Genomic DNA, 23,979 nt, shown 5'->3' on the forward strand with positions numbered 1-23,979 from the left:
GCCCGGCGGGCGGAGCCGGCCCGGGTCCGGAAAAGTCGCCCTTGCCGGAACGGCAAAGATGTTTGCCCGACGTGCCCGGCGGGCGCACGCTTCCCCACAGGCGCCGAACCGCTCGACGCCGGGACGTCCTCAGGAGGGCTCATGCACCCCACCCCCATCAGCGATCCGGCCGCGTTCTGGGAGGCCCGCTACCGGGACGGCGGACGGGTCTGGAGCGGCCGCCCCAACAGCCCGCTCGTCCGCGAGGTGGAAGGGCTCCGCCCCGGCCGCGCCCTGGACCTCGGCTGCGGCGAGGGCGGCGACGCCGTCTGGCTCGCCTCCCGCGGCTGGCAGGTCACCGGCGTGGACATCTCGCCCACCGCCCTCGAACGCGCCGCCGCGCACGCCGCCGAGGCGGGCGTCGGCGAGCGCACCACGTGGGAGCGGCACGAACTGGGCCGTACCTTCCCCGAGGGCACCTTCGACCTGATCAACGTGGCGTATCTCCAGTCCCCGGTCGCCCTCGACCAGGACGGCGTCCTGCACCGGGCCGCCGGCGCGGTCGCCCCCGGCGGCACCCTGCTGATCGTGCTGCACGGCGGTTGGCCGTCCTGGCAGGACGAACCGCCGTTCGAGGCGGAGTTCCCCACGCTCGACGGGCTCCTCGCGCGGCTGGCGCTCCCCGAGGAGGAGTGGGTGCTCGAGACGAAGGAGACGCTGCGCCGGCCGAGCACCTCCCCGGACGGGGCGGAGGGGCACCGCGAGGACAACGTGTGGCGGCTGCGGCGGGTGAGCGGGGGCGCCGCGGTGTAGGCGTGCGGGTCAGCGGGGGTGGCCGAGGGGGCATGCCGTGCCGCCCTCGGCGTCCGGCTTCCAGTGCCGGGCGCAGTACGGCACGTCGCACGCCGCGCAGAATCCCGCGTCGCCCTTCAGCCCGGCGTCGTGCACCTGGGCGAAGGTGCGCGGGAAGACGAAGGCGCGCTGGTAGCGGGCGACGTCCCCGGCCGTGACGTTCTCCCCGCAGCCGTTGGTGTAGGCCTCGCTCTCCGCGACCAGCCACCACCGGCTTCCGTCGCGCCGGGCCGCGTACCGCTGCCGCATCGCGGTGTCCCACCGCGGCCACCTGGCCGGGCTCAGTCCGGGCGGGGTGAACTCGAGGTGAGCGGCCTGGGCCTTGCACACGGCACACACCACGTGCAGGACGAACCAGATCGCCGGAAGCTGTTTCATGGCGGACGTCTCGTGATCGACGGCTGTGGCGGATCGGCACCCATCTTTGCATGGTGCAAGTGGCGTCGTCACCGCGGTCACGAGGGCCGGCCGGGGCCGGCCGGGGCGGTGGTGTCCCGGACGTCCACCACGCCGGGGGCCGGGGTGGCGCCGGGGAAGTCGTCCCGCATCGCGTCGACGCCGTGCTGGGGGCGGGCTCCGTCGAGGAAGCTCCGGCGGTCCGCCCGGCGGGCGTCCGTGTCCAGGCCCATGGCCTCGTCCCGGTCCCGCTCCAGCGCCTCGTCGCACTCGCCGTCCCGGTTGAACGACCACATCAGCTTCGGTTCCCCGTACGGCAGTTCGGTCCCGGGGTCGTCCAGCCCGGCGGTGTGCCAGGTGTGCCAGGTCTTGCCGTAGGAGTTGAGCAGCCGCTTCATGAACGCCTTCTCGGCCTTCTCGGGCAGCCCCGGGGCGACCAGCTGCCCGGAGAGCAGTTCGAAGTTGTGCGGATGCCAGTACGGGCGCTCCGCCTCGGGCAGTGTCTCGAAGAGGTGTTCGGAGACGATGTACTCGATGCCGATCAGCTGGGCGTCCCGGGTGTTGCCGTCGAACAGCACGCACTGCAACAGGTCGTCCTTGACCACTTTGCAGTAGTGGTGGGCCTCCATCTGGTGGCCGGGCTGGCCCTTGGCGCAGTGGAAGCCGACGACGTACACGTCGAAGTCCTTGAGCGGGGCGGCCGACTGGAGTGCGTGGGCCCCGGCCTCCAGGGTCGCCAGCCAGGCGCCCTTGCCCCGGCCGGCCGGGGTGAGGGGGCTCCTGCGGTCCTTGATCTTCGGGTTGAGCGTCACGGTGGTCTCCCGGGGGCGGGGGCTTTTGGGGGGCTGGGGTTCCGCGCCGCCCCGGGTACCCATCGCGGCGCGCATTCTCAACCGGCGCCGGTACCGGTGTCGTCGGTCTCCTCGGTGCTGCGGCCGGAGGGCAGCAACTCGCGGATGTCGGACGGGAGTTCCTCGCCGACCTTGGTCATCAGCTCCGGAGTGAGCGCGGCGTCCAGCACCTCCAGTACGGCGGCGGCCTCGCGGAGCGCCGCGTCCTCGTCCGTGCCCGCGCGGCCGGCGATGCGGCCGGCGAAGACGGGCAGGCCGAAGCGTTCGGCCGTGCCGCTCGGCCGGCCGTCGGCCGCCGCGGACGCGGTGGCCGCCCGGACGGGGGCGGCGAGCTCGGGGGTCAGCTGTGCGGCCAGGTGGCCGGCCAGGCCGGCCGGCAGGCGCTCGCCGAGCGTCCGCAGTACCGCGTGCGTCGCGCGCTCGGCGGCTCCCCGGTCGGGGAGCTGGGCGAGCGCCTGCACCTTTCCGATCATCTCGTCGTGTCGCATGGGAGCGGTGTCCTTCCTCGGGAGACGCTGTTCGGGACCGTCGGGCGGGTACCCGCTGTGGGCCTGCTCCCTCCCCTCCCGCTCCGCCCCTTGGACCTCGCACAACCCCGGGGCGCAGTCCCCGCACCCCCGGCCGGCCCAGAGGGGCGCGGGGCCGTGCCGATGTGCGGCTCCGCCGCGCGGTCGCGACCGGCCACACCCGGCCCGCACCTGCCACACTGCCGACACACACCCCCACCCACCAGAAAGCGCACACCAATGACAATCACCGTCGCCCTCCTCGGCACCGGCATCATGGGCGCCCCCATGGCCCGCAACCTCGCCCGGGCCGGGCTCGCCGTCCGGGCCTGGAACCGTACGCGGGACAAGGCGGAGCCCCTCGCCGCGGACGGCGTCACCGTCGCCGGCACGCCCGCCGAGGCCGTCACCGGCGCCGACGTCGTCCTCACGATGCTCTACGACGGCCCCGCCACCCTCGACGTCATGCGGCAGGCCGCGAGCGGCCTGCGCCCCGGTACCGCCTGGGTGCAGTCGACCACCGCCGGCATCGAGGCCATCGACGACCTCGCCGCCCTCGCCCGCACCCACGACCTCGTCTTCTTCGACGCCCCCGTCCTCGGCACCCGAGGGCCCGCCGAGGCCGGCGAGCTCCTCGTCCTCGTGGCCGGCCCCGGCACACACCGCCCCGCCGTCACCCCCGTGTTCGACGCCATCGGCTCCCGTACCGTGTGGACCGGCGAGGACGGCGCCGCCGGCACCGCCACCCGGCTGAAGCTGGTCGCCAACAGCTGGGTCCTCGCGGCGACCAGCGCCGCCGGCGAGGTCCTCGCCCTGGCCCAGGCGCTCGGCGTCGACCCGCGGCACTTCTTCGACGCCATCGCCGGCGGCGGCCTCGACCTGCCCTACCTCCGCGCCAAGGCGGATCTCGTGCTGAACGGCCGGCTCACGCCCGCCCAGTTCGCCGTGACGACCGCCGCCAAGGACGCCCGTCTCATCGTGCGGGCCGGTGAACGCAACGGCGTCCGCCTCGACGTCGCCGCCGCGAGCGCCGCCCGCATGGAGCGCGCCGCCGCGCAGGGACACGGCGACGAGGACATGGCCGCCGCCTACTACGCCAGCTTCGAGGAGGGCCGGACCCCGCAGACGCCCTGACGGGCCTGCCGCCCCGTGTGGCCGTGCGGCAGCCGATTGGCAATTTGATGGCACATGCATTTAATGTCGATCGAAGTACCGCACATGTGTCACAGAGGAGCAGCACCCTTGTCCAGCAGCCTGTTCACGCCGTACACCCTCCGCGGTGTCACCCTGCCCAACCGGGTCTGGATGGCCCCGATGTGCCAGTACAGCGCGCCCGCGGAGGGGGCGGCCACCGGCGCCCCCACCGACTGGCACCTACAGCACTACGGCGCCCGCGCGGTCGGCGGCCCCGGGCTGATCCTGGTGGAGGCGACCGCGGTGGTGCCCGAGGGGCGCATCACGCCGTACGACCTGGGCATCTGGAACGACACCCAGGCCGAGGCGCACCGCCGCATCACGTCCTTCCTCGACGAGCACGGCGTCGTGCCGGGCATCCAGCTCGCGCACGCCGGCCGCAAGGCGAGCACCGACAAGGAGTTCCGCGGCGGCGCTCCGCTGACACGCGACACCCTCGGCTGGCAGCCGGTCGCGCCGAGCGCGCTCGCCTTCGACGAGGGGCAGTTGGTGCCGCACGAGCTGACCGCCGAGGAGATCCGCGGCGTCGTCGACGCCTTCGTGGCCGCCGCCCGCCGGTCCGTCGCGGCCGGCTACCGGGTCCTGGAGGTGCACGCCGCGCACGGCTACCTCGTGCACGAATTCCTCTCACCGCTCTCCAACCACCGCACGGACGGCTACGGCGGCTCCTTCGACAACCGCGCCCGCCTCGCCGTGGAGATCGCGGACGCCGTCCGCGCCGCCGTCCCCGAGGAGACCGCGGTCTTCTTCCGGGTGTCGGCCACCGACTGGGCCGAGCCGGAGGGCTGGACGGCCGACGACACCGTCCGGCTGGCCGCGCTGCTGAAGGAGCACGGCGTGGACCTGCTGCACGTCTCCAGCGGCGGCACCCTTCCGCACGCCCGCATCCTCGTCGAGCCCGGCTACCAGGTCCCGTTCGCGGCCCGGGTGCGCCGGGAGACGGGGCTGCCGACCGCCGCCGTCGGACTGATCACCGAGCCCGAGCAGGCCGAGAAGATCCTCGCGGGCGGCGAGGCGGACGCGGTGGCGCTCGGCCGCGAGCTGCTGCTCAACCCGTACTGGCCGCGCCAGGCCGCCCGCGCGCTGGGCGAGGAGCACCCCTTCCCGCCGCAGTACGGCCGGGCCGAGCGCGCCCGGTACCGGACGAGCCGCGTCTGACGGCAGGCACGGCGAAACCCCTGCCGCAGGGGGGGCGTTGAGGCTCCGCCGCCGGCTCCCGCTATGTTCTTCCCGGAGTGCTTCCCCCCTGGGGCCTTTCCCGTGCCTCCCAGCTCTCCCGGCGTTGCGAACATCCGGAGCCGACGTGCAGACGACAGACGAACGGACCGGGGTGGCGGGGCCGTCGCCCGCCCCGCCCGGACCGGCCGACGGCGCCGCCGGCCGCGGTCTGCCCCGCTACTGGGCGCTGTGGCTCCTCGCGGCGGCCGTCCTCCCGGGTACGGCACTGTTCGTCGCCGTGCGGGGCGTGGACGCGCCCGCCGTGCAGGCGTGGCGGACCGTCTGCCTGGCCATCACCGTGCAGGCCCTGCCGTTCCTGCTGCTCGGCACCGCCCTGTCCGGCGCCATCAACGCCTTCGTACCGGCCCGGGTGTTCGGGCGGCTGCTGCCGAAGCGGCCCGCGCTCGCCGTGCCGGTCGCGGGCGTCGCCGGGGTCGTGCTGCCGGGCTGCGAATGCGCGTCGGTGCCGGTCGCGAACAGCCTGATCGGACGGGGCGTCACCCCGGCCGCCGCGTTCACGTTCCTGCTCTCCGCGCCCGCGATCAACCCGGTGGTCCTCACCGCCACCGCGATCGCCTTCCCCGGCAGCCCCCTCATGGTGCTCGCCCGGCTCCTCGCCTCCCTCGTCACCGCCGCCGTCATGGGCTGGCTGTGGCTCCTGCTGGGCCGCACGGAGTGGCTGCGGCCGGCCCCGCGGCACACCGGGCACCGGCCGGGGCACAGCCGCTTCACGGAGTTCCGGCGCGGCTTCCAGCACGACTTCCTGCACGCGGGCGGCTTCCTCGTGCTCGGCGCGATGGCCGCGGCCACCTTCAACGTGAGCGTCCCGCGCTCCCTGCTCGACGCGTTCACCGGCTCGCCCTGGCTGTCGGTGCTGTTCCTCGCCGCGCTCGCGATCCTGCTCGCGGTGTGCTCCGAGGCCGACGCGTTCCTCGCCGCCTCGCTCACCGGGTTCCCGCCGGTGGCACGGCTGGTGTTCATGGTGGTCGGCCCGATGGTCGACCTCAAGCTGATCGCCCTCCAGGCGGGCACGTTCGGCCGGGCCTTCGCGGTCCGCTTCTGCGCCGCCACGACGGTCGTCGCCGTCACGTCCGGCGCGCTGATCGGAGGCGTACTCCTGTGAAACGGCCGGTGCAGGTCACCCTGCTCGTCCTCAGCGGCCTCGGCCTGCTGCACACCTCGCTCCTCACCGACCTGTGCCTGCGGTACGTACGGCCGGGGATGCGCCCGCTGCTCATCGCCTCGGGCGTGCTGCTGCTCGCCCTCGGGGTCGCGGAGGCGTGGCCGCGCCGCACAGCGGGGGAGCCGACGGACGGGCGGGCGCACGGACACGACCACTCCGCCGTCCCCCGGGTCGCCTGGCTGCTGTTCCTGCCCGCGCTGAGCCTGCTGTTCTGGGCGCCGCCCGCGCTCGGGGCGTACACCGCCGCCCGGCAGCCGCCCAAGCGGGTCTCGGAGCAGGACCACTTCGACGCGCTGCCCGCCACCTCGCCGCTGCCGCTCACCCTCACCGACTTCACCCGCCGCGTGCGCCAGGACCGTACCCGGGCCGTCGAGGGCCGCACCGTGGAGATGACCGGCCTCGTCACCCCGGTCGCCACGGGGGAGTGGGACCTGACCCGCATCATCATCTCCTGCTGCGCGGCCGACGCCCAGTCGGTGAAGGTGCGCGTCCACGCGAGCACCGCCCCGCCCGCCGACACCTGGGTGACGGTGACCGGGACCTGGCACCCGGAGGGCACCCTGGGCACCTCCTCCGCCGCGGTCGCCCTGGACGCCCGTACGGTGAAGAAGGTGCCTCGCCCGGTCAACGGCTACCAGGACGCCCTGCCGCTCCCCTCCGCGCGCTGAACCCCCGCCGTCCTCACGGCTTGCGGCCGACCCCCACGTACAGCGGCTGGTCGCGGCGCGGGGGCAGGTCCGGGTCCGGGCGCCAGCGGGTGGCCAGTTCCACGCCGGGTGCGCACAGTTCGAAGCCGTCGAAGAAGCGCGCCACCTCGGCCCGGGACCGCGCCCGGACCGGTGTCCCGCCCGCCCGGTAGATCGCGTCGACGCGGTCCCAGATCTCCGGCTGGAACTCCCCGGTGACATGCGACAGCACGAGGAAACTGCCCGGCGCCAGCGGTGCGGTGAGCGTCGCGACGATCTCGTAGGGGTCGTGGCCGTCGGCCACGAACGGCAGCAGCGCGATCAGCGACAGACCGACCGGCCGGTCGAAGTCCAGGTGCTCCCTCGCCCGCTCCAGGATCTTCTCCGGCTCCCGCACATCGGCGTGCAGATAGGCGGTGCTGCCCTCCGGCGTGCTGTGCAGCAGTGCCTCGGCGTGCCGTAACACGATGGGATCGTTGTCGACGTAGACCACCCGCGCGTCGGGCCCGATGCCCTGCACGATCTGGTGCAGGTTGGGCTCGGTCGGTATCCCCGTGCCGACGTCCAGGAACTGGCGCACCCCCTGGCGGGCCAGGAAACGGGCGGCCCGGTGCATGAACTCCCGGTTGGACCAGGCGGTCTCCTTGACGTCCGGCAGCAACTCGACGATCTTCCGGGCGGCTTCCACGTCGGCCGGGTAGTGGTCCTTGCCGTCGAGGAACCAGTCGTACATACGGGCCGAGTGCGGTGTGCCGGTGTCTATCTCGCTCGCGCTGAACCCGGTGTCGGTCATGGCGGCCTCCGCTGCGGTGTTCCGGTGTGGTCGGGGGCCCGCGCGGGCGCGGGCGGTTCAGCGTTACCACGGCGCCGGCCCGTACGACAGGGAACGCGGGCGGTGATCTCCACCCGGCCGGGCCGGTTCATTACGATGAGCCTCCCCGCCCGGGTACGAGAACGGGTACCGGGGCGGGTCGTGAGGGAGTGGGTGCGGTGGACGAGGAGCGCAGGGAGCCCGCCCGGCGGCGCGCCCAGGGCCAGTTGGAGGCGCAGGTGCTGGCGGCGCTGCGCACGGCGCCGGGACCGGTGACGGCGGGATGGGTGCGCGAACGGCTGGGCGCCACGCTCGCGTACACCACGGTCATCACCATCCTCACCAGGCTCCAGGGCAAGCACGCGGTGACCCGGGAGCGGGTGGGCCGCTCGTTCACCTGGACGGCGGCCTCGGACGAGGCGGGGCTGGCCGCCCACCGCATGCGCCGGGTCCTGGACGGCGAGAGCGACCGCGAGGCGGTCCTGGCGAGCTTCGTCTCCGGGCTCACGGCCCAGGACGAACGGCTGCTGCGCGCCCTGCTGCGGCGGACGGAGGGCGACACCGCGCCGGAAGAGCCTCCGGGGGAGCCCTCGGGCGTCTCCCCGGAAGGGCGGGGGCGCTGAGCCGTGGGCGTCTTCGTCCTCCTGCCGCTCGTGCTGCCGCCGACCGCCTGGCCGATCGCCCGGCTCGCCGAGCATCACCTCCACCCGCGCGCGGCCACCCGGCTGCTGACCGGTGTCGGCGTCGTCCTGGCGGTGTGCAGCACGCTCTGCCTGGCGCTGCTGGCGATCGTCGGCACCGCGCAACTGCCCGGCAACCCGCTCCCGGACGCCTGGGCGGCGCCCGAGGTGCGGGCGGCGGTGCCGCGGGACGCGGTGGTCGGCAAGGCGGCCATCGGCGCGCTCGGCGGCGCGGTCGTGGCCTGCGCGGCCCTGCTGCTCCGCCACCACCGGGTACGGCGCCGGGCGGCACGGGCGCTGCGCGGAGTGCGCGGCAGCGCGGTGGCGGTGCTGCCGGACCCCGTGCCGTACGCCCACACCCTGCCCGCCCGGGGGTCGCGGCGCGGTCGCGTCGTGGTCTCCACCGGGATGCTCGCCGCCCTCGAACCCCTCGAACGCCGGGCGCTGTTCGCGCACGAGCGGGCGCATCTCCACGGCCGCCACCACCGCTACCTGCTGCTGGCGGGGCTGGCCGCGCGTGCCAACCCGTTCCTGCGGCCGCTGCGCACGTCCGTGGCGTACAGCGTGGAGCGGTGGGCCGACGAGGAGGCCGCCTCGCGGGTGGGGGACCGGCGGGTGACGGCCCGGGCGGTGGCCCGGGCCGGGCTGCTCTCCCGTACGCCCGCCGCTCCCGGCGCCGCCCTGGTGTCCTTCGCGGCCGCCGGACCGGTGCCCCGCAGGGTGGCGGCCCTGCTGGAGCCGGCGCCCGCCGCGCGGCGCTGGCCGCCCACGTTCACCGCGGCCGGTCTGGCGGCCTGGGCGGCCGCGGCCGGCACGGTGGCGTCGGCGATGTCCTCCGCCGGCTCCGCCGTCACCCTGGTCGCCCTGCTGCACGCGGCGACGCCTCTGTAGAAACCCCTACAGGCAAACCGCGAACGCCGGGCTCAGAGGTCGAACTCGTGCGGCGGCAGGTCCAGGGAGAAGCACGCCTCGCGCACCACGGCCTGCTCGGTCTTGTCGAAGTCGCCGTCCGCGCCGCCGATGACGATGCCGATCTGGATGACCGCCCGTGCCTCGGCGGGCTTCTTCTTGGCCTTGGCGATCTCCTGGAGCACGCTGACCTTGCCGAAGGCGAAGTCGGTGGTGAGCTTGTTCAGATTGTCCTCGAAGCGGCGGCGCAGGTCGTCGGCGGGGAAGTTCTGCAACACCTCGTTGGTGGCGATGAGCTGGGCGACGCGCTGCCGCTCGGACGGGTCCACCGTGCCGTCGGCGGCGGCCACCAGCGCGCACATCGCCATGCTGGCGTCGCGGAAGGCACCGCTCTTCAGGTCGTTCTTCTTCGCCATGAGCTGCGTCTGCATCGTCGACGCGGACTCCTTGAAGCGGTCCCACAGGGCCATGCGCACTCCTACGTGGTGAACGGTCCGGCCCGCCCGTACGACGGACCGGCTGCCGTTGATTTCGACAGCACTGTAGAAACTACCGGCGGTGCCCACAAGTTCCGCCCGGGGAGCGGTGATCCGCCGGTTCGCGCGGTCGGCGGGTGTGCGGTACGATCATCGCAACACGCCGCCGGGAGTGAACGACCGGCCGGAGTGCACGCGTTGGTGGTCCAAGGAAAGACGCCCCGCTTCCTGCGGGGAGATGCAGGTGCAAGGCCTGCCCGGCGCTCCAGTGAAGCCCCGTCCCGGGAAACCGGGGCGGGGCTTCCGCGTGTGCGGGTCGGACCGTGTGCGAATCGGACCCCGCGCGGATCGGACGCTGTGCGAATCGGATCCTCCGCGGATCAGGCCCCCACCGTCCCGTCGATCCCCTCCCTCAGGAAGTCCGCGTGGCCGTTGTGGCGCGCGTACTCCAGCAGGACGTGGACCAGCACCATCCGCAGCGACACCTGCTCGCCCCAGCGCGGCTGGTACCCGGCCAGCTCCAGCGACGCGGCCTCCCGCTCGATGCGGCGGGAGACCTCCACCTCCGCCTCCCAGGCCGCGAACGCCTCCGCGCGGGTCGACGCGCTCGCGTCGTACGCCGCCTGGAAGTCGACGGTGTCGGACCACACCATCGGCGCCTCGTGATCCTCGAACACCCGGCGGAACCAGGCCCGTTCGACCTCGGCCAGGTGCCGCACCAGACCGAGCAGCGTCAGTGCCGAGGGCGGCGAGGACCGCTGCCGCAACTCCTCGTCGGTGAGCCCCTCGCACTTCATGGCGAGCGTCGCCCGGTGGTAGTCGAGGAACGCGCGCAGCGTGTCGCGCTCACTGCCGAAATGCGGGGGGCCGATGCGGCGATCGCTGGTCACGCGGCCCATGCTCGCACGCCGCCGGCGGCCCCCGCCGGTCCGCCCGGCGGATCAGCCGGCCACCGGCGACCGCAGGGTCTCCCGGTGCGCCCTGGCCGCCGCCACCAGCCTGTCCAGCGCGTCCCGGGTCTCCACCAGCTCCTCGATGTGCCGGGACAGCCGTTCCCGCTCCTGCGCCATCCGCTCCAGCGCCGCGTCGGAGTTGTCCGTGCTGGGCGCGTCCACGCACGGCAGCAGCTCGGCGACGGTCCGGCTGGAGAGCCCCGCGGTGAACATCCGCTGGATGAACGCGACCCGCTCGACCTCCTGCTCCGTGTAGTGCCGCTGCCCGCTCGGGCTGCGCACGCTCGTCAGCAGCCCCTGCTCCTCGTAGTAGCGCACCGACCGGACGCTGACCCCGGCCCGTGACGCGAGCTCTCCGATGCGCATGCCGTCCCTCCCGCTGTGACCTGAGGCACAGCACTTGCCTCTGACGTCAATGTCAGGTTTTAGCGTAGCGCCGTGCCCGAGATCCGGGCACCCACGGAGCATCACGGAGCCTCGTATGACCAGCCTTTTCGACGCCTACCGACTGGGCGGACTCGCCCTGCCCAACCGGACGGTGATGGCACCGATGAGCCGCGTCCGCGCCGCTGCCGGGGGCCTGGCCACCCCCTCGATGGCCACGTACTACGCCCAGCGCGCGACCGCCGGACTCATCGTCTCCGAGGGTGTGCAGCCCAGCCTGATCGGACAGTCCAACCCGGGCACCCCCGGGCTGCACACCGACGCACAGACCGACTCCTGGCGGCAGGTGACGGCCGCCGTGCACGCCAACGGTGGCCGGATCTTCGCCCAGCTCATGCACGGCGGCCGGGTCTCGCACCCCGACACCACCGGCAGCCGGCCCGTGGGCCCCTCCGCCGTCGCCGCCACCGGCGAGGTGTTCACCCCGACGGGTCCCCAGCCCGTGCCGGTGCCCCGCGCCCTGGAGACCGACGAGGTCCCCGAGCACGCGCTGTCCTACGCCGAGGCCGCCCGTCGCGCCGTCGACGCCGGCTTCGACGGCGTGGAACTGCACGGCGCCAACGGCTATCTGATCTCCCAGTTCCTCTCGTCCAACGCCAACCTGCGCACCGACCGCTACGGCGGCTCGACGGCCAACCGCATCCGGTTCGCCGTCGAGGCCATGGCCGCCACCGTCGACGCCGTCGGCGCCGCACGGACCGGCATCCGGCTCTCGCCGGGCGGCACCTTCTGGGGCGTCGAGGAGGAGGACGTCCCCGGGCTCTACGCCGCGCTGCTCACCGAACTCGCCCGCCTGGAACCCGCCTACATCCACCTGGAGGCCACCGCCGAGGAGGAGGTGCTGCTCGGACTGCGCCGGGCATGGCCCGGGACGCTCGTCATGAACCCGGTGACCCCCATGGGCGCCCAGCAGACCGGCCGCGCCGAGGCCGACCACTGGCTCGGGCTCGGCGCCGACCTGATCAGCTTCGGCCGCGGCTTCCTCGCCAACCCGGACCTGGTCGAACGCCTGCGCACCGGCGCTCCGCTCGCCCCGGCCGACGAGGCCACGTACTACACGGGCGGCGACAAGGGATACCTGACGTACCCGACGTACCGGCACGCGGCCTGAGCGTGCCCCGGGAAGCCGTGACGGTGCCCCCGTCCGTCGTGCAACCTTCGGGCAAGCCGGGATGTCCCAGTAGGTAAGCGCGGATCCAGGGACGGAAAGGTGCGAATCGCTCGCCGTCCCGCCCCGCGTTCCGGACCACACGGTCCGGAACGCACCTTCCGGGCCGCACAGGGACACCCGCACACACACGCACGGGGGAACACATGAACACGACCCGCAGGCCCCTTCGCCGGGGCACCGCTGCGGCGCTCGCCGCCGTCAGCGCGGCCGTACTGGGACTGGCCGGCGCCGGCGCCTCGAGCGCCGCCTCCCCGGCCGCCGCCGGGACCCGGCAGCTCGCCTCCTCGGTCCTCGGCGACGACTACAAGATCACCCTGACGGCCGTGCGCTCCACGGCCGACGAGTACGCCGCCTCCGTACGGCTGCGGGTCTACACCCGCGACGGCGGAGCCTGGCAGGAGTCCGACAGCGCGGCGGTCGGCGCGCCGGACGGGTGGTTCTGGTACCCGCTCACCGGCAAGAGCGCCGTCTGTCGGTTCTCCACGTCGAGCAGCGAACCCGCGCCGATCGACGTCAGCCTGCTGATCACACCGTCGATCGGCTGCTCCGCGCCGCAGCACTTCACCCTGGAGGAGGGCACCCTGCACACGGGCTGAGCCCGCGGGCTCCGGGTCAGGCGCCGCCGCCCATGAACGCGTCCCCGGCCGCGAAGGCCCCGCCCTTCGCGAAGACCGAACCGGCGAAGCGTTCGCCCATACGGCGATGGGCGGCGGCGTCCGGGTGGAGCGCGTCCGGGAGCGGCAGTTCGGCGGCGTCGGCCTCGCCGTAGAGGTCGCGGCCGTCGAGGTAGTGAAGATGCGGATCGTCGGCCGCCCGCTGGGCCACGATCCGGGCCAGCTCCTCGCGGATGACGTTCAGCGTCAGCTTCCCGGCCGCGCGCTCCGCCGGGTCCCCGGCCGCCCGGAACCGCAGCCGGCCGGAGGCGATGCCGGAGTAGTCCGGGACGCTGGGGCCGGGCGTGTCCTCGTGGATCGGGCACAGGATCGGCGAGATCACCAGCAGCGGTGTCGTCGGGTGCCCCTCGCGGAGCGTGTCGAGGAAGCCGTGGACCGCCGGCGTGAACGCCCGCAGCCGCATCAGATCGGCGTTGACCAGATTGATGCCGATCTTGACGCTGAGCAGATCGGCGGGGGTGTCCCGCATGGCCCGGGCGGTGCACGGGTCCAGCAGCGCACCGCCCCCGAGCCCCAGGTTGATCAGCTCGGCCCCGCCGAGTGAGGCGGCGAGCGCGGGCCAGGTGGTGCTGGGGCTCGCCGCGTCCGAGCCGTGGCTGATCGAGCTGCCGTGGTGCAGCCACACCCGGCGGCCCCGGTCCGGCAGCGGCTCGACGGGGGCATCGGTGCGCAGGGCGAGGAGCTCGGTGGTCTCGTTGTGCGGCAGCCAGATCTCCACATCCTTCGGCCCGGCCGGCAGCTCCGTGAAGCGGGCGGTGCCCGGTACGCCGGGCCGGGACGCGAAGGTTCCGGCGGTCATGTCGATGACCAGGGTGTTCCCGCCGGTCACGGTCGTCCGCCCGGACAGCTTTCCGTCGACGAGCAGGTCGTAGACGCCGTCCGGCCGGGGCGGGACGCCGACGTACTCCCGCTTGGTGGGGAGCGTGTCCAGTTCGACGGCGGTGGCCCGGGTGCGGAAGGCCAGCCGTACGCCGGAGGGCTGGGACTCGGCCATGGCCAGCTGTCCGTCGGCGACCTGGGCGCGGGCCCGGGCGGGCAGCCGGTGCGGGAGCACGCCCTGTGCGGTGTGCTCCAGCTCCAGCGCGCCACGCAGGAGGCCGGTGGTGACGGGGGTGGTGATCCAGTCGGTCATGGGGTGTGCTGCCTCGACGTCTCGGGAGGGGTACGGAAGGCGGCGGGAGGCCCGTTCACGCCGGGGGCCAGTTCCGCAGCAGGGCGTCGAGGGCGTCGAGGATCCGCGGCCAGCTCTCCTGCGAGTCCGGGGCGCTGTGGCTGAAGCCGCCGGCCGCCTCCAGACTGACGTAGCCGTGGAAGACGCTGCCCAGCAGCCGGACCGCGTGCGTCTGGTCCGGCTCGGGGAGGTTGTAGCCGCGCAGCACCGCCCGGGACATGGCCGAGTGCCGGCGGCCCGCGCTCGCCGCCGCGGCCTCCGGGTCGAGCCGGAACCGCGCCGCGTCGTAGCGGCCCGGGTGCTCCCGGGCGTAGTCGCGGTAGACGTCCGCCAGGGCGGTGAGCGCGTCCTTGCCGGCGCGACCGGCGAGGGCGGCGGCAGCGCGGTCGGCGAGCTCCTCCAGGGCGACGAGGGCGATGCGTGTCTTGAGGTCGTGCGAGTTCTTCACATGGGAGTACAGGCTGGCGACCTTGACGTCGAACCGCCTGGCCAGCGCGGAGACCGTGACGTGGTCGAACCCGACCTCGTCGGCCAGCTCCGCGCCCGCCAGGGCCAGTCGTTCCGGGGTCAGCCCCGCTCGCACCATGACGATTTCCCTCGCGTCGACGACGTCCACCGCGAGTATGCATTTACCTAAAAGGTTTAGGCAAATCTACTTCGCTGTTAGGCCGTCGACCGGAGAGTCTCCGACGCGCCCGGACGCACCCTCCGCACCCGCCGTCCGCTCCACAGTCGTCCCGCGCGGCATTGCGGCGCGTTCAGAACGGGTAGTCGGCGATGTCCGGCCGTACGGTGATCCACTGCGTCTCGGTGAACGCCTCGACGTTGGCCGACGCACCGCCGAAGCGGGACCCGGTGCCGGACGCCTTGACCCCGCCGAACGGTGCCTGGGGCTCGTCGGCGACGGTCTGCTCGTTGATGTGGACCTTGCCGGACTCGATGCGGTCGGCGAGCTTCATCGCCGTGCCGACGTCCCCGAGGATGCCGACGGACAGCCCGTACGCGCAGTCGTCGACGATCCGCGCCGCCTCCTCCGGCGTCGAGAAGGAGAGGACCGGGGCCACGGGGCCGAAGATCTCCTCGCGCCAGGCCGGCATGTCGGTGCTCACCCCGGTCAGCACCGTGGCCCGGTAGCAGGCGCCCACGATCTCGCCGCCCGCCGCGACCCGCGCGCCCGCGGCGACGCTGTCGGTGACGATGCCGTGCACCCGCTCCAGCTGGCGCCGGTCGATGAGCGGGCCGAGCGCCACCTCCTCGCGGGCCGGGTCACCGACCGGCAGCGCCTCCGCCTTCGCCGCGAGCGCGGCGGTGTACTCCTCCACCAGCGACTCGTGCACGAGATGGCGGCCGGTCGTCATGCAGATCTGCCCCTGGTGCAGATACGAGCCGAACGCGCCCGCCGACGCGGCCTTCGCCACGTCCGCCCCCGGGAGCACGACCAGGGCGTTGTTGCCGCCCAGCTCCAGATGGGCCCGCTTCAGCAGCCGGCCCGCCCGTTCGCCGATCGCCCGCCCGACCGACGTGGACCCGGTGAAGGAGACGACCCGCACCTCCGGCGCCTCCACCACCGCCCGGCCGACCGCCCCGTCGCCCGGCAGCAGATGCAGCACACCGGCCGGGAGCCCGGCCTCCTCGAAGATCCGGGCGATGACGACACCGCCGCTCACCGCCGTGCGCGGGTCCGGCTTGAGCAGCACCGCGTTGCCGAGGGCCAGCGCGGGCGCCACCGAACGCAGCCCCAGGACGAGCGGGAAGTTGAACGGCGCGATCACGCTCACCACACCCGCCGGACGGCGGCGGGCCAGCGACCAGCGCGCCTCCTCGGAGGTGAGCACCTCGCCCTGGGGATGCGTGGGCAGCGCCGCGCACTCGAAGCACTCGCCGAGGGCGAGCCCCACCTCGAAGTCCGCCTTGGACCGCACCGAACCGGCCTCCCGCACCAGCCAGTCCCCGATCTCCGCGGCGTGCTCGGTGAACAGCTCGCCCGCGCGGCGCAGCACGGCCGCCCGTGCCCGCGGGGCGGTCGCGGCCCATGCGCGCTGCGCCTCGGCGGCCCGTACGGCGGCCCGCCGCACGTCGTCGGCGGAGGCCAGGCCCACCGTGCCGAGACGGTCGCCGGTCGCGGGTTCGACGACCGGTTGCTCGCGCGGGGAGTCCTCCCAGCCGTCGCTGAGGAACTTCCCCGCCCAGACGGCGCTGTCCAGGAATGTCATGGCTGTCTCTTTCTGCCGGTGAGTGGTGGGCGAGATCGCGGGCTGTGGGTTCGCGGGGTCAGCCGGGTGTCGTGAGGGCCGTGTCGACCTGGAGGAGCCGCGGATGGCCGGGCCGTTCGGCGAGGTGGGCACGCAGCTCCTCCACCCCGCCGATCTGCCGGGCCCGCACCCCGTAGCCCTCGGCGATCCGGGTGAAGTCCAGGCCGGGGATGTCGAGCCCCGGCGCGTCCGGCACGCCGAGCAGCTCGCCGAACCAGCGCAGCGCCCCGTACGTCCCGTTCCGCAGCAGCACGACGGTGAGCGGCACCCGGTGCTGCGCGGCCGTCCACAGGGCGGTGATGCCGTAGTTGGCCGAGCCGTCCCCGACGACACCCACGACCGGGCGGTCCGGCTGCGCCATCGCGACGCCGACCGCGCCGGGCAGCCCGAAGCCGAGCCCGCCGGCCGCCGGGAAGTAGTAGGAGCCGGGCCGGCGCAGATCCATCTGGCGCCACCAGGAGGAGGTGGTCGACGTCGACTCCACGACGTACGCGGTGTCGCCGGGCAGCTCGTCGCGGAGCGCGGCGAAGACCTGCTCCGGGTGGAGCAGCCCGTCCCCGGCGGTGCGCGGCTCGGGCACCGGCCGGAACGGCTCCTGCGGGGCGCCGGGGGAGTCCAGCGTCCTGACCAGCAGTTCGATCACGGCACCGGGGTCGGCGACCAGCGCCTCGCCCATCGGGGCGCGGGCGGCGGCGGCCGCGTCCTCGGTCACCTGGAGCAGCCGGGTGCCCTCGGGCAGATACCGGCCGGGCAGATACTCGTGGTAGCGGAACACCGGCGCGCCCAGGACGAGCACCAGGTCATGGCCCTCGAACGCCTCGCAGACCGGCGCGATCCCCGCGGGCAGCACACCGCGGAAGAGCGGGTGGCGGTTGGGGAACGGCAGCCGGAAGAGCGACGGGGCCGCCCACACCGGGGCGTTCAGATGTTCGGCCAGCCGGACGGCGTCGGCGAAGAGACCCGCCGCATCGATGTCGCCGCCCAGCACCAGCGCCGGACGTTCGGCCCCCACCACCCGCTCGGCGAGCCGGCGGGCCTGCTCCCCGCCGGGCACCGAGGCGCGCTCCACCCGGCGGTCGAGGACGGTGGGGCCGTTCTCGTCCGCCTCGGCGTCCCAGTCGTCGTACGGCACGGACAGGTACGTCGGCCGCCGCTGGAGCCCGGCCTCGAAGACGGCCTGCGCCAGCGCGCGCGGCACGTCCTGCGCACAGGCCGGCTCCGCCGCCCAGCCGACCAGGGGTTTCATCAGCGCGGGCGCGTCGACGTTGGCCAGGTTGGCCTCCAGGCCGATGGCCGGGCGCACCTGCTGCCCGGCCACCACGACCAGCGGGGTGCGGGAGGCGGCGGCGTTCGTCAGCGCGCCCATCGCGTTCCCCGAGCCGGAGGCGGCGTGCAGATTGACCAGCACGGGCCGGCCCGTCGCCTGGGCGTAACCGTCGGCCATCCCGACCACCGCGCCCTCGTGCAGCCCGAGCACATAACGGAACCCCTCCGGAAGCCCGGCAAGGAAGGGCAGCTCGTTGGAGCCGGGGTTGCCGAAGACGGTGGTGAGCCCCTGGCGCTCCAAGAACTCGTGGGAGACACGACGCACGGACGGCACGGACGTTCCTTTCCGGTCACTTCAAGGAGTGATGTGGGACACGTTGATGGGGCACACGCTAAGCAGCCCGTGACATGAGCACCAATAGATGTTTCCGTCCGCCGATATAGAGTGCGTCGATATGGCGGCCACCACCGGGAGCTTCGACCTCAACCTCGCCCGCGTCTTCGTCCTGCTGTACGAAACGGGCAGCGTCACGGTCACCGCGGACACCCTGCACGTCACCCAGCCGACCGTCAGCTACAACCTGGCCAAGCTGCGCCGGCACTTCGGCGACGAGCTGTTCCGGCGCACCGGGCGCGGCCTGACCCCGACCGCGGGCGCCCGCCGGCTGTACGGGCCGCTGCAACGGGCGCTGGCCGACCTCGACGGGGCGATCCGCCTCCAGACCGACGAGATGGCGGACCCTGAGGCCATGGCGGGCCGCTTCACCCTCGCGCTCTCCGACCTCGGCGAGGCGACCCTGCTGCCCCGGCTCCTCGCGGCGGCCCGCCGGCGCGCGCCCCGGGTCTCCTTCAGCGTGCGCCCGCTCGACGTGGACGACGTCGAGCACCAGCTGCGCCGGGGCGAGCTGGACGCGTTCATCGCCACGCCGGTGCTGACCTCGCACCGCACGGTGCGCATCCCGCTCTTCCACGAGGGTTACGTCGCCATGGTGGCCGCCGACCATCCCCGCGTCCGGGGCGCGTCGCTGACCATGCCGGAACTGGCCGCCGAGGACCATGCGACGGTGTTCGGCCCCAGCGGACATGTGGCCCCGCGTGCCCTGCTGGCCGCGCACGGCCTGCTGGACCGGGTCGTCGTCGACGCCACCCGGTTCTCGATGCTCCCCTATTTGCTGGAGCAGACGGACCTGATCGCCGTCGTGCCGGAGTACGTGGGCGAGGTCTTCACCGCCTCCCACCGGCTGCGGCTCGTCCGGCTGCCGTTCGAGACGGAGCCGATCGAGGTGGCGCTGTACGCCCGCCACGAGTCCTCACGGAGCCCCTCGCAGCGGTGGCTGGTGCAGTTCATGACGGAGGTACTGGGGGAGCGGGTCAGCCCCGCCCAACTCCCGCCCCACCACGGCCCACTGACCCCCGAGGGCCGCCCGGGAAGCATCGACTGATGCAGTCGGGTACATCCCCTCTGATCCGGTAAGCGGCTTTTGCGGGGTCGAGCTGCTGCGGCCCCGGCCGACATGCCATGATCCTCCCATGGGATCCAACGTGTATTTCGACATCACCATCAACGACCAGCCCGCGGGCCGCATCGTGTTCAAGCTGTACGACGAGGACGTGCCGAAGACCGCGAAGAACTTCCGCGAGCTGGCCACCGGTGAGCACGGGTTCGGCTACGCCGGCTCGTCCTTCCACCGCATCATTCCGCAGTTCATGCTCCAGGGCGGCGACTTCACCCGGGGCAACGGCACGGGCGGCAAGAGCATCTACGGCGAGAAGTTCGCCGACGAGAACTTCAAGAACAACCACACCAAGCCGTACCTGCTCTCCATGGCCAACGCCGGCCCGAACACCAACGGCTCGCAGTTCTTCATCACGACGGTCGTGACGTCCTGGCTGGACGGCAAGCACGTCGTCTTCGGCGAGGTCGTCGAGGGCACGGAGCTGGTCGACCAGATCGAGGCCCTGGGCAGCCAGTCCGGCGCCCCCAAGGGCAAGGTCACGATCGCGGCGTCCGGCACGGTGTGAGCGACCGGAACCGGTCGCGGTGATCATCGCGGCAGAGGGGGGCCCGGGGCACTGCCCCGGGCCCCCTCGGGTTCGGGCCCCCTCGGGTTCGGGCCCCCTCGGGTTCGGGGCCGCCGGTTCGGGGCCGCCGGGGGCGGGGCGGCCGCCACCGTGGGCGGTCGACCGCATGCGGCCCGTCGTAACTTCGGCCAAGCTGAGGCGAGCGCGTGTTTTCCGCCACGGAGAGTGGCCGGTTTGCCCGAGCCAGGAGCGAGTAGGTGATGCCGTGGACGCCCGCGTTGACCGGCAGATAGGAGCCCTCCATGGCGGACAGCGAGACCGATCTCTCCACGATCGATGCCGACAGCGAGGCCTTGAAACGCCACCGCAGACTGTTCAGGGCGGTGAAACGCCGCCGGAACCCCCCACTCCGGCGCACCGACATCACCGTCACCGACGAGTCGGCGGTCCGCCGCGCGGTCAAGGCCGCCTCCCTCGGCAACGCCATGGAATGGTTCGACTTCGGCATCTACAGCTACCTCGCCGTCACCATCGGTGAGGTGTTCTTCCCGTCCGGGAACGACACCGTCCAGCTCCTGTCCTCCTTCGCGACCTTCGCCGTCTCCTTCCTCGTACGGCCCCTCGGCGGCATGGTCTTCGGCCCGATGGGCGACAAAATCGGCCGCAAGAAGGTCCTCGCCCTCACCATGATCATGATGGCGATCGGCACGTTCGCCATCGGCCTGATCCCGTCGTACACCGCCATCGGCTTCTGGTCCCCCGCCCTGCTCATCCTCTTCCGCCTGGTGCAGGGCTTCTCCACCGGCGGCGAGTACGGCGGCGCGTCCACCTTCATCGCCGAGTACGCCCCCGACCGCCGCCGCGGCTACTTCGGCAGCTTCCTGGAGCTCGGCACCCTGGCCGGCTACGTCGGCGCGTCCGGCCTGGTGACGATCCTGACGGCCGTCCTCGGCAGCGACGGCATGCACTCCTGGGGCTGGCGCGTGCCGTTCCTGGTGGCCGGCCCCATCGGACTGATCGGCCTCTACCTGCGGCTCAAGCTGGACGAGACGCCCGCGTTCCAGAAGCTGGAGGACTCCTCCGCCCACCGCGCCTCCGAGGCGGCCTCCACGGTGGAGTCGACCGCGAAGGGCGACATCGCGAAGATCTTCCGCGAGTACTGGCCCACGCTCATCCTGTGCATCTGCCTCGTCGGCGCCTACAACATCTGCGACTACATGCTGCTGTCGTACATGCCGACGTACCTCTCCGACGAGATGGGCTACTCCGAGACGCACGGCCTGCTCATCCTCATCGTCACCATGGTGGTGCTGATGCTGGTCATCAACCAGGTCGGCAAGGTCTCCGACCGGGTCGGCCGGAAGCCGGTACTGATGACCGGGATGCTCGGCTTCCTCGTGCTGTCGGTCCCGTCCTTCCTGCTGGTCCAGCAGGGCAGCCTGGCGGCGGTCTCCGGCGGCATGCTGATGCTGGGCCTGTCGCTGGTGTGCCTGCTCGGCACGATGTCCGCGGCCCTGCCCGCCCTCTTCCCGACCCAGGTGCGTTACGGCTCCCTGTCCATCGGCTACAACCTCTCCGCGTCGCTGTTCGGCGGGACGACCCCGCTGGTGATCACCGCGCTGATCTCCGTCACCGGCAGCGAGCTGATGCCCGCGTTCTACGCGGTGGCGGCGGCACTCGTCGGCGTCGTCTCGGTGGCGTGCATGAAGGAGACGGCCCGCCGCCCGCTGGCCGGCTCCCCGCCGTCGGTGGCGACGCCGGAGGAGGCGGCGGAGATGGTCGAGAGCCAGGCACAGGTGCCGAGGTTCTGACCGGGGCCCGCGCCCCGGCGGCCCACACCCGTCGCGCGGCCGCGGTCTCCACCCCGTCAGGCGGCCGCGGTCTTCTTCCGCCGCCGCCCGGCACCGGCCAGCGCCTCGACGAGTTCGTCCCGGCTCATCCGCGAGCGCCCCTCGACGCCCTGGTCCGTGGCCCGCCGGTACAGCTCGGCCTTGCTGAGCCGCCGCAGCTCGCCCTTCGTGGCGGTCTGCCCGCGGCCTCCCTTCGACGACGGGGCCCGCCGGCGCTCCGCCTTGGGTGAGCCGCGCCCGCGGTCCCCCTTCGACGACGAGGCCGGCCGACGCTCCGCCTTCGGAGCGCCCCCGCCCTCCTCGCGGGCGCTCCCACCCGCCCGGTCGATGCTGCTCCGGAGGGCCGTCATCAGGTCGAGGACGTTCGTGGCCTCCGGCGCCTCCTCCGTGGCCGCGACCTCCTGGCCCGCCGCCTTGGCCCGCACCAGTTCACGCACCTTCTCCTGGTACGTGTCGTGGTAGCGCGCCGGGTCCCACGGCGCACTGAGCGTGTCGATCAGCTGCGCGGCCATGTCCAGCTCCTTGCCCGCGCCCGCCCGCTCGGCCGGCAGCTCGGGCAGTTCCGCAGCCGGGTCGCGCACCTCGTCCGCCCAGTGCAGGGTCTGCAACACCAGAAGCCGCTCCTCCGCGCGCAGCGCCGTCAGATACTGCCTGCCGCGCATGACGAAGGTGGCGATGCCCACCCGCCCGGTCCGCTCCAGCGCCGCCCGCAGCAGCTCGTACACCTTCAGGTACTGCTCACCGCGCGGGGCGACGTAGTACGTACGGGCGAAGTAGACCGGCGCGATCTCGGCCAGCTCCACGAAGTCGGTGATGTCGACGGTCCGGGAGCGGCCGGGGGCTATCTCGTCGAGTTCGCCGGGCTCCACGACGACGTACTCGCCGCGCTCCACCTCGTACCCCTTGACGATGTCCTGGGTGTCGACGTCCTCGCCGGTGCGCTCGTTGACCCGCTTGTTGCGGACCCGGTCGGCGGTGCCGCGCTGCAACTGGTGGAAGTGGACGGTGTGGTCCTCGGTCGCGGTGAACAGCCCGACCGGCACGGTGACCAGCCCGAAGGTGATCACCCCGGTCCAGATCGCACGTGCCATGACCACCCGCTCCGTTCCCGTTCCGTTCCGCCCCGCCGGGCGGCGCGCCGGACGGAGCCCCCGTTGCCGACCACGCTGGCACCTCCCGCGGCGGCACGCGCGCCGGGCGCGGCGGGCGGGGGAGCGCCGGGGCTTCGCGGCCCGGCCGCCTCCGGGCGGACGTGCCCCGTGCGTCGTTCCGTGCGGGCGGTGCGGGGCTGGGCGCGGAGTTCCCCGCACCTCCAAGAGTCCCTGCGGGTCCCGGGGGCAGGGCTTCCCCGCCCCCCCCCAAGAGCCTTCCCGGGGCCCCGGGGATCTCGGCAGTGCGCTCCCGGCCGACCTCGGCCGGCCCGGTGAGACGACCCCGCCGGCTGCCTACCGGGGCGGCCGGTCCGACCGCTCCAGCTCCCGGGAGGCCCGGCGCGCCGTCCGTTCCGCGTCGGCGAGGGCGTCGGCCGCCGCCCCGTGCGCCTCCTCCGCGCCCCGGCGCTCCCGCTCGGCCCGCTTCAGCTCCTCCCGCGCCCCGCGCAGCGCCCGCTCGGCCTCGGACACCTGTTCCCGGGCCGCGTCGACGCGCTCCCCGGCCCGCGCCAGCTCCGCACCGCTGTCCGCCTCCTCCGCCCGCCGGTCGCCCAGCCGCTCCTCGGCCTGCCGCGCGGCCTCCCGGGCCCGGGCGAGCCGCTGCTCCCGGGCCCGGCGCCGCTCGGCGAGCTCGTCGCGGACCGGCCCCTTCTCGGCGGGCGGGCGCTTCGAAGACGTCCGTTGTGCGGGTGAGGGAGGGGCCGGGCGGCCGGCCGGCGTCCCGTCGGAGGGGAACTCCGACGGCGGGACGAGCCCCCGCTCCAGCCGGCCGCCGGCCCACCGCTCGGCCGCGTCCGGGTCGGCGAGCACCGCGCGCAGGGTCTCCTCGACCTCCTGCCGCACCGGGTCCGACAGCCGGTGACCGGCCTCCTCGGCGTGCCGGACGGCCTGCCCGGACAGCGCGGCGACCACGCTCCGGCGGCGCGCGGAGAGGTCCTTGAGCCCGGCGGCGTCCAGCGTGCGGTACGCCTCGCGCAGCGACTGCCCCAGCTCCAGGAACCGCCGGCTCTCCTCCGGTTCCGCGCGCAGCAGCAGGTTGGCCGCCCAGGCTCCCAGGGTCGGGCGGCGCGCGGCACGGAGCCGGCGGGTGTCCTCGGCGCGGCCGTCGGCCCGTGCGGCGGCGGCCAGCTCCGTACGCCGGGCGACGAAGCCGGACGGTGGCGTGGCGTACAGCTCGTCGAGAGCCGGCTCCGCCCCGCTCCGGCCGTCGCCCCCGGGGTCCGCGCCCTTGTCCCGCATGCGTCTCAGCCTCCACCGCGGCGGCCGGTCCCGCACGCCGGTGAA

The 23,979-nt window shown here is 73.8% G+C and carries 25 protein-coding genes; 12 read left to right on the forward strand and 13 right to left on the reverse strand.

Annotated elements, in window-relative coordinates; all coding sequences use genetic code 11:
• Positions 1-141: 141 nt before the first annotated feature.
• Entirely contained in the window at positions 142-792 is a 651-nt protein-coding gene (locus tag IO29_RS33670) for a class I SAM-dependent methyltransferase (RefSeq protein ID WP_030379160.1), read from the forward strand.
• A 9-nt stretch (positions 793-801) separates the two neighbouring features.
• Here the strand turns inward: IO29_RS33670 and IO29_RS33675 are convergent, their stop codons facing one another.
• The 3 genes from IO29_RS33675 to IO29_RS33685 all read right to left on the reverse strand — a co-directional run bounded on the left by IO29_RS33675 (position 802) and on the right by IO29_RS33685 (position 2,566).
• Positions 802-1,209, reverse strand: a complete 408-nt coding sequence (locus IO29_RS33675; protein WP_030379161.1) for a hypothetical protein — start codon at positions 1,207-1,209, stop codon at positions 802-804.
• 77 nt (positions 1,210-1,286) lie between these two features.
• A complete protein-coding gene (locus IO29_RS33680) occupies positions 1,287-2,039 on the reverse strand; it encodes an OBAP family protein (protein ID WP_033225235.1) in 753 nt (250 codons plus the stop codon).
• Positions 2,040-2,116: 77 nt separating this feature from the next.
• Positions 2,117-2,566 carry a DUF2267 domain-containing protein gene (locus IO29_RS33685; protein ID WP_030379163.1) on the reverse strand — a complete coding sequence of 150 codons (450 nt, stop codon included), beginning with the start codon at positions 2,564-2,566 and terminating at the stop codon, positions 2,117-2,119.
• 258 nt (positions 2,567-2,824) lie between these two features.
• Here IO29_RS33685 and IO29_RS33690 point away from each other — a divergent pair, with 258 nt between their 5' ends.
• The 4 genes from IO29_RS33690 to IO29_RS33705 all read left to right on the forward strand — a co-directional run bounded on the left by IO29_RS33690 (position 2,825) and on the right by IO29_RS33705 (position 6,847).
• Entirely contained in the window at positions 2,825-3,718 is an 894-nt protein-coding gene (locus IO29_RS33690) for an NAD(P)-dependent oxidoreductase (protein ID WP_030379164.1), read from the forward strand.
• 84 nt (positions 3,719-3,802) lie between these two features.
• Positions 3,803-4,936, forward strand: coding sequence for an NADH:flavin oxidoreductase/NADH oxidase (locus IO29_RS33695; protein WP_030379165.1), 1,134 nt, complete (start codon positions 3,803-3,805; stop codon positions 4,934-4,936).
• A 145-nt stretch (positions 4,937-5,081) separates the two neighbouring features.
• Complete coding sequence (locus tag IO29_RS33700) at positions 5,082-6,119, forward strand: permease (protein ID WP_051707513.1); 1,038 nt, start codon at positions 5,082-5,084, stop codon at positions 6,117-6,119.
• Positions 6,116-6,847 (forward strand): TIGR03943 family putative permease subunit, encoded by a 732-nt coding sequence (locus IO29_RS33705; protein WP_030379167.1) that lies wholly within the window; start codon positions 6,116-6,118, stop codon positions 6,845-6,847. Before IO29_RS33700 ends, IO29_RS33705 begins: the two co-directional genes overlap by 4 nt.
• Positions 6,848-6,860: 13 nt before the next feature.
• On the opposite strand, the gene IO29_RS33710 is transcribed toward IO29_RS33705, so the two are convergent.
• A complete protein-coding gene (locus tag IO29_RS33710) occupies positions 6,861-7,658 on the reverse strand; it encodes an SAM-dependent methyltransferase (protein WP_030379168.1) in 798 nt (265 codons plus the stop codon).
• A 197-nt stretch (positions 7,659-7,855) separates the two neighbouring features.
• On the opposite strand from IO29_RS33710, the gene IO29_RS33715 reads away from it, so the two are divergent.
• Positions 7,856-8,299, forward strand: coding sequence for a BlaI/MecI/CopY family transcriptional regulator (locus IO29_RS33715; RefSeq protein WP_033225186.1), 444 nt, complete (start codon positions 7,856-7,858; stop codon positions 8,297-8,299).
• Between the two features lie 3 nt (positions 8,300-8,302).
• On the forward strand, positions 8,303-9,247 hold the full coding sequence (locus tag IO29_RS33720) for a M56 family metallopeptidase (protein WP_030379170.1): 945 nt from the start codon (positions 8,303-8,305) through the stop codon (positions 9,245-9,247).
• A 32-nt stretch (positions 9,248-9,279) separates the two neighbouring features.
• On the opposite strand, the gene IO29_RS33725 is transcribed toward IO29_RS33720, so the two are convergent.
• The 3 genes from IO29_RS33725 to IO29_RS33740 form a co-directional block, all read right to left on the reverse strand.
• A complete protein-coding gene (locus IO29_RS33725) occupies positions 9,280-9,735 on the reverse strand; it encodes a tellurite resistance TerB family protein (RefSeq protein ID WP_030379171.1) in 456 nt (151 codons plus the stop codon).
• A 386-nt stretch (positions 9,736-10,121) separates the two neighbouring features.
• Positions 10,122-10,631 (reverse strand): DinB family protein, encoded by a 510-nt coding sequence (locus tag IO29_RS33735; protein ID WP_030379172.1) that lies wholly within the window; start codon positions 10,629-10,631, stop codon positions 10,122-10,124.
• Positions 10,632-10,682: 51 nt separating this feature from the next.
• Positions 10,683-11,060 (reverse strand): MerR family transcriptional regulator, encoded by a 378-nt coding sequence (locus IO29_RS33740; protein ID WP_030379173.1) that lies wholly within the window; start codon positions 11,058-11,060, stop codon positions 10,683-10,685.
• Between the two features lie 115 nt (positions 11,061-11,175).
• On the opposite strand from IO29_RS33740, the gene IO29_RS33745 reads away from it, so the two are divergent.
• Positions 11,176-12,249, forward strand: a complete 1,074-nt coding sequence (locus tag IO29_RS33745) for an alkene reductase (RefSeq protein ID WP_030379174.1) — start codon at positions 11,176-11,178, stop codon at positions 12,247-12,249.
• Between the two features lie 203 nt (positions 12,250-12,452).
• Positions 12,453-12,905, forward strand: a complete 453-nt coding sequence (locus IO29_RS33750; protein ID WP_030379175.1) for a hypothetical protein — start codon at positions 12,453-12,455, stop codon at positions 12,903-12,905.
• A gap of 16 nt (positions 12,906-12,921) precedes the next feature.
• Here the strand turns inward: IO29_RS33750 and IO29_RS33755 are convergent, their stop codons facing one another.
• From IO29_RS33755 to mdlC, 4 genes are all read right to left on the reverse strand, one after another.
• Complete coding sequence (locus tag IO29_RS33755) at positions 12,922-14,115, reverse strand: GDSL-type esterase/lipase family protein (protein ID WP_030379176.1); 1,194 nt, start codon at positions 14,113-14,115, stop codon at positions 12,922-12,924.
• 55 nt (positions 14,116-14,170) lie between these two features.
• Entirely contained in the window at positions 14,171-14,740 is a 570-nt protein-coding gene (locus IO29_RS33760; protein WP_030379177.1) for a TetR/AcrR family transcriptional regulator, read from the reverse strand.
• 172 nt (positions 14,741-14,912) lie between these two features.
• Positions 14,913-16,367, reverse strand: coding sequence for an aldehyde dehydrogenase family protein (locus tag IO29_RS33765; RefSeq protein WP_030379178.1), 1,455 nt, complete (start codon positions 16,365-16,367; stop codon positions 14,913-14,915).
• 58 nt (positions 16,368-16,425) lie between these two features.
• A complete protein-coding gene (mdlC, locus tag IO29_RS33770) occupies positions 16,426-18,006 on the reverse strand; it encodes a benzoylformate decarboxylase (protein WP_030379179.1) in 1,581 nt (526 codons plus the stop codon).
• 121 nt (positions 18,007-18,127) lie between these two features.
• Between mdlC and IO29_RS33775 the strand changes: the two genes are divergently transcribed.
• The 3 genes from IO29_RS33775 to proP all read left to right on the forward strand — a co-directional run bounded on the left by IO29_RS33775 (position 18,128) and on the right by proP (position 21,505).
• Positions 18,128-19,114 (forward strand): LysR family transcriptional regulator, encoded by a 987-nt coding sequence (locus tag IO29_RS33775; RefSeq protein WP_051707514.1) that lies wholly within the window; start codon positions 18,128-18,130, stop codon positions 19,112-19,114.
• Positions 19,115-19,202: 88 nt separating this feature from the next.
• Positions 19,203-19,694 (forward strand): peptidylprolyl isomerase, encoded by a 492-nt coding sequence (locus IO29_RS33780; protein ID WP_030379181.1) that lies wholly within the window; start codon positions 19,203-19,205, stop codon positions 19,692-19,694.
• Between the two features lie 302 nt (positions 19,695-19,996).
• Positions 19,997-21,505, forward strand: a complete 1,509-nt coding sequence (gene proP / locus IO29_RS33785; RefSeq protein WP_030379182.1) for a glycine betaine/L-proline transporter ProP — start codon at positions 19,997-19,999, stop codon at positions 21,503-21,505.
• A gap of 56 nt (positions 21,506-21,561) precedes the next feature.
• Here proP and IO29_RS33790 read toward each other — a convergent pair whose 3' ends face one another.
• Both IO29_RS33790 and IO29_RS33795 read right to left on the reverse strand, forming a co-directional pair.
• Positions 21,562-22,635 carry a non-homologous end joining protein Ku gene (locus IO29_RS33790; protein WP_030379183.1) on the reverse strand — a complete coding sequence of 358 codons (1,074 nt, stop codon included), beginning with the start codon at positions 22,633-22,635 and terminating at the stop codon, positions 21,562-21,564.
• 354 nt (positions 22,636-22,989) lie between these two features.
• Positions 22,990-23,934 carry a hypothetical protein gene (locus tag IO29_RS33795; RefSeq protein WP_030379184.1) on the reverse strand — a complete coding sequence of 315 codons (945 nt, stop codon included), beginning with the start codon at positions 23,932-23,934 and terminating at the stop codon, positions 22,990-22,992.
• Positions 23,935-23,979: the final 45 nt, after the last annotated feature.

It is taken from the genome of Streptomyces sp. NRRL F-6676 (assembly GCF_000725625.1).
In the GTDB taxonomy this organism is placed as follows: domain Bacteria; phylum Actinomycetota; class Actinomycetes; order Streptomycetales; family Streptomycetaceae; genus Streptomyces.

Coding starts and splice junctions, on each gene's coding strand:
- IO29_RS33670 (WP_030379160.1), top strand. CDS start 142: ATGCACCCCACCCCCATCAGCGATCCGGCCGCGTTCTGGGAGGCCCGC.
- IO29_RS33675 (WP_030379161.1), bottom strand. CDS start 1,209: ATGAAACAGCTTCCGGCGATCTGGTTCGTCCTGCACGTGGTGTGTGCC.
- IO29_RS33685 (WP_030379163.1), bottom strand. CDS start 2,566: ATGCGACACGACGAGATGATCGGAAAGGTGCAGGCGCTCGCCCAGCTC.
- IO29_RS33690 (WP_030379164.1), top strand. CDS start 2,825: ATGACAATCACCGTCGCCCTCCTCGGCACCGGCATCATGGGCGCCCCC.
- IO29_RS33695 (WP_030379165.1), top strand. CDS start 3,803: ATGTGTCACAGAGGAGCAGCACCCTTGTCCAGCAGCCTGTTCACGCCG.
- IO29_RS33710 (WP_030379168.1), bottom strand. CDS start 7,658: ATGACCGACACCGGGTTCAGCGCGAGCGAGATAGACACCGGCACACCG.
- IO29_RS33725 (WP_030379171.1), bottom strand. CDS start 9,735: ATGGCCCTGTGGGACCGCTTCAAGGAGTCCGCGTCGACGATGCAGACG.
- IO29_RS33740 (WP_030379173.1), bottom strand. CDS start 11,060: ATGCGCATCGGAGAGCTCGCGTCACGGGCCGGGGTCAGCGTCCGGTCG.
- IO29_RS33745 (WP_030379174.1), top strand. CDS start 11,176: ATGACCAGCCTTTTCGACGCCTACCGACTGGGCGGACTCGCCCTGCCC.
- IO29_RS33750 (WP_030379175.1), top strand. CDS start 12,453: ATGAACACGACCCGCAGGCCCCTTCGCCGGGGCACCGCTGCGGCGCTC.
- IO29_RS33755 (WP_030379176.1), bottom strand. CDS start 14,115: ATGACCGACTGGATCACCACCCCCGTCACCACCGGCCTCCTGCGTGGC.
- IO29_RS33760 (WP_030379177.1), bottom strand. CDS start 14,740: ATGGTGCGAGCGGGGCTGACCCCGGAACGACTGGCCCTGGCGGGCGCG.
- IO29_RS33765 (WP_030379178.1), bottom strand. CDS start 16,367: ATGACATTCCTGGACAGCGCCGTCTGGGCGGGGAAGTTCCTCAGCGAC.
- IO29_RS33775 (WP_051707514.1), top strand. CDS start 18,128: ATGGCGGCCACCACCGGGAGCTTCGACCTCAACCTCGCCCGCGTCTTC.
- IO29_RS33780 (WP_030379181.1), top strand. CDS start 19,203: ATGGGATCCAACGTGTATTTCGACATCACCATCAACGACCAGCCCGCG.
- proP (WP_030379182.1), top strand. CDS start 19,997: ATGGCGGACAGCGAGACCGATCTCTCCACGATCGATGCCGACAGCGAG.
- IO29_RS33790 (WP_030379183.1), bottom strand. CDS start 22,635: ATGGCACGTGCGATCTGGACCGGGGTGATCACCTTCGGGCTGGTCACC.
- IO29_RS33795 (WP_030379184.1), bottom strand. CDS start 23,934: ATGCGGGACAAGGGCGCGGACCCCGGGGGCGACGGCCGGAGCGGGGCG.